Source organism: Mesorhizobium sp. M7A.F.Ca.CA.001.08.2.1 (assembly GCF_003998455.1).
Lineage (GTDB): Bacteria > Pseudomonadota > Alphaproteobacteria > Rhizobiales > Rhizobiaceae > Mesorhizobium > Mesorhizobium ciceri.
In genome coordinates this window covers 1-782 of the sequence record NZ_RZPW01001320.1, presented here as the reverse complement: position 1 = coordinate 782, position 782 = coordinate 1, and the positions used below count along the sequence as shown (strand labels likewise).

The 782-nt window shown below is 65.0% G+C and carries 1 protein-coding gene; it reads right to left on the bottom strand.

From position 1 onward, the window contains the following. Positions 1-280: 280 nt before the first annotated feature. Positions 281-782, bottom strand: a 502-nt coding sequence (locus EN914_RS37120) for a helix-turn-helix domain-containing protein (RefSeq protein WP_127389767.1), incomplete at its 5' end; no start/stop codon positions are given.

The window sequence follows — 782 nt, the reverse complement described above, 5'->3', positions numbered from 1 at the left end:
GGCTGGAGCATGGCGCAGCGGGGGCCGGAGGATTGTGCTGGAAACCGCGTGTGTTGTGCGGAATGCCGCTGGGCAACAAGAGATGCAGGCGCCAAGCGCCCCCCTCTGTCCTGCCGGACATCTCCCCCTCAAGGGGGGAGATTGGCAGCTTTGGCCTCATCGCTCTTTTCTTCATCGCTGAAAATTGGCGAAAGCCGTTGTTACATCCGATCTCCCCCCTTGAGGGGGAGATGTCCGGCAGGACAGAGGGGGGCGCTGTCCCGCCATTCCTTTGACTACCCTAATGCCTCCGCGCCAGTTTCGGCGGATGGCCATGCTCCTCGCGAAACGCCCGGGCAAAACTCGACATCGAGGCAAACCCACACGCCAGCGCCACGTCGCGCACGGCGAGCGTCGAGTGCGCCAGCAGGTCAGCGGCGCGTTTGAGCCTCAGGCGCCGGTAATAGCCATTGGGCGAGATGGCGAGTTCGGAGCGGAAGGAGCGCTCGAGCTTGTCTGAGGACACGCCGAGCTTCGCGGTCAGCTCGGCCATGCCGAGCCGTTCCTCGACCGCGTCTTCCATGATGGCGATGGCCGACAGCACCAGCTCGTTCTGGACGCCGGTGCGCAGGCGCAGCGGCATCATCTTGCGGTCGATGCTGGAGCGCAGCTGGCTGTGCACGAACCATTCGGCGACGCCGGCGGCAAGCTCGGCGCCGTAGTCGCGGGTGATGATCTCCAGCATCATGTCGAGGCTGCCGACACCGCCGGCCGAGGTGAAGCGCTTGCGGTCGATGACATAG